Origin of the sequence: Paraburkholderia sp. LEh10 (assembly GCF_017814945.1) — a bacterium.
GTDB lineage: Bacteria > Pseudomonadota > Gammaproteobacteria > Burkholderiales > Burkholderiaceae > Paraburkholderia.
In genome coordinates, this window is record NZ_JAGIPX010000144.1 from 1 (window position 1) to 6,650 (window position 6,650).

Annotated in this window: 5 protein-coding genes and 1 pseudogene; 2 read left to right on the forward strand and 4 right to left on the reverse strand. The window is 58.4% G+C overall.

What is annotated here, in order from left to right:
• Together tnpC and J8I87_RS42905 are read left to right on the forward strand one after the other, a co-directional pair.
• Nucleotides 1-1,496, forward strand: a 1,496-nt coding sequence (gene tnpC / locus J8I87_RS42900; protein ID WP_245254600.1) for an IS66 family transposase, incomplete at its 5' end; no start/stop codon positions are given.
• Nucleotides 1,497-1,597: 101 nt separating this feature from the next.
• Complete coding sequence (locus tag J8I87_RS42905) at nucleotides 1,598-1,993, forward strand: helix-turn-helix domain-containing protein (RefSeq protein ID WP_245254601.1); 396 nt, start codon at nucleotides 1,598-1,600, stop codon at nucleotides 1,991-1,993.
• 42 nt (nucleotides 1,994-2,035) lie between these two features.
• Here the strand turns inward: J8I87_RS42905 and J8I87_RS42910 are convergent, their stop codons facing one another.
• From J8I87_RS42910 to J8I87_RS46615, 4 genes and pseudogenes are all read right to left on the reverse strand, one after another.
• Complete coding sequence (locus J8I87_RS42910) at nucleotides 2,036-2,971, reverse strand: SIS domain-containing protein (RefSeq protein ID WP_209938660.1); 936 nt, start codon at nucleotides 2,969-2,971, stop codon at nucleotides 2,036-2,038.
• Nucleotides 2,972-3,149: 178 nt separating this feature from the next.
• On the reverse strand, nucleotides 3,150-4,373 hold the full coding sequence (locus J8I87_RS42915) for an ISL3 family transposase (protein WP_209938661.1): 1,224 nt from the start codon (nucleotides 4,371-4,373) through the stop codon (nucleotides 3,150-3,152).
• Nucleotides 4,374-4,542: 169 nt separating this feature from the next.
• Nucleotides 4,543-5,262, reverse strand: coding sequence for a reverse transcriptase domain-containing protein (locus J8I87_RS46610; protein ID WP_409518890.1), 720 nt, complete (start codon nucleotides 5,260-5,262; stop codon nucleotides 4,543-4,545).
• Nucleotides 5,222-5,791: pseudogene (locus J8I87_RS46615) on the reverse strand (reverse transcriptase domain-containing protein); the annotation flags it as partial. The gene J8I87_RS46610 and the pseudogene J8I87_RS46615, both read right to left, overlap by 41 nt.
• Nucleotides 5,792-6,650: the final 859 nt, after the last annotated feature.

The following is a 6,650-nucleotide window of genomic DNA, read 5'->3' on the forward strand; positions in this document are numbered from 1 at the left end:
GGACCGCATCTTACCAGCGTCGCTTTGCACCCGCCAGGGCCACTTCTGGAAGTTATTTCTCACTCGTTCCATACCGCCAGGAACTGTTCGGCGCGAAGAGCGAGGCGCGCGACGCCGATCAGTTGGGCCTGTTCAATGAAGCCGAAGCGCTCGCGTCGAACGCGGCTCCGGCCCAGGACGATGTGCCTGAGACGCAGGTCGACGCACACACACGAAAAAAGCGCGGTCGCAGACCGCTCGATCCCAATCTGCCACGCGACGTTCACCGGCACGAGCTACCCGAGGCCGAACGGTTCTGCGCGCATGATGGTCACGCGCTGGTCGAGATCGGTATGGAAATCAGCGAACAGCTTGACGTCATCCCGGAACAGGTTCGCGTGATCCAGCATCAGCGCGTCAAATATGCCTGCCCGTGCTGTGAACTGGGAATCAAGGTTACGCCAGCGCCGGCGCGCGTCATCGCGCGGGGGCTGCTGAGCGAATCAGCACTCGCATGGATCATCACAGGCAAATACCAGTTCGGCATGCCGCTATACCGTCAGGCGGGTCTGCTGCGCCGCTTTGGCGGCGACATCTCGTCGAACACCCTTGCCGCGAGCGTGGTCCGGGTCGGTCTGGCGATCCAGCCGGTGATCAACCTCATGCGTGACGCGTTGCTCGACGCTGAGCTGATCTATTGCGACGAAACCACATTCCAGGTACTCAAGGAAAAGGGACGACGCCCTCAGACAACCAGTTATCTCTGGGCACAGGTTACGGATTCGCCTGTGCCGATCCGCCCGTTCACCTACACACCAGGGCGCGGCGGCAAACTGGCCCAGGGGCTCTTCGAGGGTATCCGCGAAGGTGCGGTAATCATGAGCGACGGATATAAACCCTACGAGCATATCGCGCAACACCATCATCTCGTTCACCTTGGATGCTGGACCCACGCGAGAAGAGGGTTTGTGAAAGCCGAGGACAACGTACCCAAAGCCGCGCGCACGCCGGATCTGCTCGCCACGCGCTTCATCAGGCTGATCGGCAAGCTGTTTGCAGCCGAGGCACGCAGTACCGCATGGCAGTCCGAAAGACGACAACGACTGCGACGACGATATAGCGCACGCGTGCTTGAGCTCATCCACAGGCTGATGGTCGAACAGGCGCCGGGCGTTGTACCGGGCAGTCTGTTAGGCAAGGCGCTCACCTACCTGCGCGGGCAATGGCCGAAGCTGGTGCGCTACGTAGAGAATGGCGACTGGGTAATCAGCAACAATCCGTGTGAGAACGCCATCCGCCCCTTCTGCCTGGGGCGCCGTTCATGGCTCTTCGCAGATACGGTTGCAGGTGCAAACGCAAGCGCAAATCTGTATTCGATCGTGGAGACCTGCAAGGCCGCGCGCATCGATCCATACGCCTATCTGCTTTGGTTGTTCAAGAACCTTCCATCCGCAAAAAGCGTCGACGACTACGACGCGCTCTTGCCCTGGAACATGCCCGCGGTCCAGCTTCGCTAACTTCGCTACTAGCACAATTCAGCCGTTCAAAGAATGACTATGAGGGACGTCGGTAAAAGACCGCATACTATGAAACGGCAGAAGGCATTGCAGAACAACTCATGCCCTTCTCTGGCCGCTGGCTTGCACCGCTTCTCGGCGATGCGCCTAACGCAAACATCGCATCGACCATGAAGGACGCCGCTCGCTGGATCGAGGAGAACTGCGCACGCCCTATTACCGCGCACGACATGGCACGCAGCGTTTCCATGGGCGATCGGACGTTCCTGCGGCATTTCAAGGCGGAAATAGGAATGCCGCCGTCGGAGTATTTGCTGCGAGTACGGCTGGACATCGCATGCAGGCTTCTCATAACCACCACCTTGCCGATCGACAAGATCGCAAGGCGATGCGGCATGGGCAATGGTATTCGCCTGGCCAAGATTTTCAAACGTCGCCTCGCAGTCTCGGCGAGCGACTACCGCGCTTTCGCGCGAACTGAGTTCGACAATCAGTGAGCGACGGGGGCACCGCGGCGACCGCGGGCCCATTTTCCAGCGTTACTTCTTGAACACTCCGACGATTCCCGAGTGATCGACAACCAGTAGCGACGTGATCCTATGCCGCTCCAGCAGCACAAGCGCATCTTCCACCCTGGTTCCGACATGCACCACGACGGGATCGCGGGACATGAACTCCGTAGCGGACTTCTCGAACGCGGTCTCTTGGTGCTCTTCAAGCAAGCGGCGGACGTCGCCATCGGTGATGAGCCCGTCACCCGCCTCGTTTCTGACGATTGCGAGACCGAGCTTGCTCTTTGTCATCACTGAAAGAACTTCCATGACCTTGGCAGCCCCGTCGATGAAGGGCAGATTGTCGCTGACCATCTCGTCTTCAACCATGCGCAGCAGCCGACGGCCGAGCGAACCTCCGGGGTGAAACCGGGCGAAGTTCTCCGGCTTGAAATCGCGAGCCTCCATCAGCGTCACGGCAAGCGCGTCGCCCATTGCAAGCGTGGCCGTCGTCGAAGCGGTGGGCGCGAGCTGTAACGGACACGCCTCGGTCTCCACACCTATGTCGAGATGACAGTGGGCAGCTTTCGCCAACGTTGAAGATGGGTTGCCTGTAAAAGCGATCATCTTGTTGCCGTTCTGCCTGAGAAACGGTAGGAGCTGAATCACCTCATTGGTTTCGCCCGAGTTCGAGATAGCAATAAAAACGTCGCTATGTTGCACCATGCCCAGGTCGCCGTGGTACGCCTCCGCGGGATGCATAAAGAACGCCGGCGTGCCCGTGCTTGACAGGGTCGCCGCAATCTTGCGTCCGACGATGCCAGACTTGCCCATTCCGCACACGATCACCCGGCCAGTCGAGTCGATAATCGTCCGTACGGCCTTCGAATAATTGTCGTCGAGCCGCGCCACCAGCGCAGCGACGGCACGCGCCTCCACCTCGAAAACGCGCGCCGCTGACGCAACAAACCATGGATTGTTCATGAGGAACCTTCGCTATTCGCAAGTAGATGATCGGTTACGCGTTGCACGTCGTCCCAGTTGTCGACGCCATGTGGCGGCGCTTCGGCCCACGTCATGACCCTGATCGGAATGCCGAGCCAGATCGCACGCAATTGCTCGAGCTTTTCGGCTCTTTTGAAAATGAAGTGGGTAACGGCTCTCAGCGGGCATGCGAGTTGAATGCAGAGAAGTCGAGTTTGCCAGCGATAAGAAACAGCACCGTTCGCATGGTTGCGAAGCGCGTGTAGCCACGCGCCTTGCGCTTGGCGGCCTGAAACAAGCCGTTGATGGCTTCGATAAAGCCGTTGGTCTGTCGGGTCTGGGTCCACGCAACGATGCCGTCAAAGTGTCGGCGAATCAATCGGGCGACCTCCTTCATCGGTTCGACTTTCGAACGCATGACGTTGGCGCACCACTGCCGCAACAATTCGGAGACGACATGAATTTGCTTGCGTTCGAGAATCTCGCGCAACTGCTCGCGATACAACCAGGCACGGGCCGTTCGCTTGGTGGTGTACTGCCTGAGAAGGGCCACGAGATCCGTCAATTGAGCAAGGTTCAGCTTGTTGGCGTCCTTAAGCAGTGTCCAGCGCATCCCTTTAAGTTCTGGGTCGGCTTTCTGTTGTTGGCGCCGGACCGTATCAAGCGCATTGGAGGCATGGGCGACAACGTGAAACTTGTCGAACGTCACTCGCGCATTGGGCAGATGTTCGCCGACGCCTTTGATGAACGCGAGCGACATGTCGATGCTCACGGAGCTCACTTGCTCCGGCGTGCCGTGATGTTGGCTAAGGTAGGCCGCAAAGCTCTCAATCGTCTTCGCGTCACGGCCGGGCGTGACGAATACGATGCGCCGAGCCTGCATATCGGCGACCAGCGTCAGATACTCGTGGCCTCGCCGGTACGAGGTTTCGTCGATGGCCACCGAGTCGACGTCCGACAGGTTCGCCGACGCCAGCGCGAGTTCCACATAGCGCGAGCAGATGGCATGCACCCGATGCCACGACAGATTGACGATGCACGCCACTGCGGCAAACGGCATCTGCTGCGCCAGCATCAACACCAGCGCCTCGAACAGCAACGTGAAACCGTCGAGTTGGCCGACCCATTCCGGCTCGACCAGCCGCACCGAACCATCGGGCAAGCGCACGCGCGGCACCCGCACTTCAAGATAGCACTCGTGCTGGAAGAAATTCAGGTGGCGCAGCCGCTTGTGCGTGTCGTGCACTGGATGCTCACCGGCGAGCCCGGAGTAGGCGAAGCGACTTCCTGCGACAAAGTCCACAGCAATCGTCAGCTGTCGTTTGGCCGTATCAAAGTCGACACCATGCACGTACCACGGTGCCTTGATTCCCAGGGCGGCTTCAAAGAGTTGATTCGTCATTGTTCGCTTGGTCTTGCATGGCTGGTTGCCGCATTCTGCCGCAACCAGCCATGTCCCAGCTTGTCGATTCAAAGCGCCTTCCGAGTAGGCGAGGAGGTTACCCTCCTCACCCCTCACAGACCCGAGCGAGCCCAATTAAGGCACTCGGTTCCTCGTCGTACAGATTCGCTCACGGACGTGTGTAGCGGTGAACAATCCGCGGTGCAGGCAGAGGAAAAACATCCAATATCCGGCAAAAGGTTTCCCATGACAGGTAGCTGGTGCTTTGCCGCGATCGGCGCGAAAGCCACTTGTGCCATAGACGTAGGACCGCATGATGCAAGCTGCCTAAACTGCGACCGTTCCCGGTTATGCCATAGTAGGCATAGTGTCCACGTAGCATCCGACACAGCCGTGCATGCTGTTCTCGCACCGTCCAATGCCGCATGCGGCGACACTGAATGTTGAACGCGCTAATTGCGCGCGCCAGGCGGTCCTTAGCCGTCTTCTGAAGCATTGCACGTTTGCCAGTCCTGGACATCACCCTGACATGCGTAAAGCCCAAAAAGTCGAAGGTCTTCGCGAACATCGGTTGTAGGTGACTCGGCGTCCGGTATTGGAAATCGATCAACCGTGTCTTGTCCGGGTGCAACTGCAGGCCGTACTTCTCGAACCGCTTTCCCAACACGGCATACACCCGCTGCGCGTCTTCCTTGTATTCGAAAATCATCACAAAGTCGTCGCAGAACCGCACCAACGTACTCTCGCCCTTCAGTCGCGCAACCACCTGTGTGCTGTACCATTCGTCCAGCACATGGTGGAGGAAAATATTTGCCAGGCATGGTGAAATTACCCCGCCCTGGGGGCGTACCTTTGTCTGGGTAAAACACCTGCCCGTCCTCCAGTACACCCGCTTTCAACCACTTATCGATCAGTCGTCTCACGACGCCGTCCGTGACTCTGTTAGCCAGAAATTCCCGCAGTCTGGTTCGATCAATGCTATCGAAGTACTTCCGAACATCAACGTCTAGTACCCATTTACCGCGCCGTTCCATTACCCCGGCACGCACAGCCTGTAATGCCTGAAGGGCACTTCGCCCCGGCCGGAAGCCATACGAACTATCAAAGAAAGCCTGCTCGTAGATTGGCTCCAGCAGCATCGCAACAGCACGCTGCGCTACCTTGTCCTCAAACGAGGGAATGCCCAGGCCACGCTGCCCGCCATCGGCTTTGGCGATGTAGTGCCGACGGACCGGTGGCGCCTGATAGCGTCCTGACTTGAGCCGATCAATCAAGTTGCGAAGATTCTGCTCAAGGTTTGACGCATAGTCCTGCGCGGTCTGGCCATCGACACCCACGGCACCATCCTTGCGTGTGCATTCGTAGGCATACTGCATCCACTCGTAATCGATGTAATGGTTCAATGAAGTAAATGCCATTCCTCGGTTACTTCTTGCCAACTCGGCTATTCGCTTCTGTTTCGTTGACACGCTATCCGGTTTCAAAGCACCCTCCGTGTTTCTCAAAAGCGATTCTGTACCAACGGTGCCCCGCTTCCCTCGACTGGGTCCGCCTGAGCAGCGTTCCCCAGGGTCGGCAGTACTATCAGGGCACTAAGACTTCCTGTGCTGAATACGAGGTCACTTATGGATTCGCTTCCCCGCTCCAGTTCCCGTCACCTCGTTTGCTCCCTCGGCGATGGTGACCTCCGCCTGGGCCTGGCCCTGTTTGTCTAGCCCCGTGCCATGGGCTTTCTGAACTGGTCATACACAGGATCTCCCAGGTTCCTGGGTAATCCATCCCATACCTTTGCCCCGCTCTCAGATCCCGGCCCGCCCGCCTTTGCCTCACCCTACCGGCTCGACGGTGCTGTCCCCCAGGCCACTTGAAACTGAAGACGCCAGCATTGGCGATTTCGGAACTCAATCACGCGGCTTTGGTATCCGCTGCCTACGCTTCAAGTAGTGCGTTACCGCACTCGCATGCAAGGCTCGCTTCCGGCTGGTGGTTAGCCTTTGCCGGGCGGGAGTCGAACCCGCTGGACTACTACGAATGGTTTCTGTTCTCACTTCCTCCATTCCCAGGCTTCGCCTGGCGCTACAAGGGTTCGCTGCGCCGGGCTCACGCCCGCCCTTGACCCGCACAACCACCCACTCTGATTTTACTCATAGGTCAGTAATTTAGCGGACACGATTGTGAACTGGACGCCCTTGCCCCTGTCGAAGCCTCATATGAAAAGAGACGGCAGAGCGTTGGCTCACAATACCCTTGAAGAAATGCGGATCCTGGCGGTTCAAC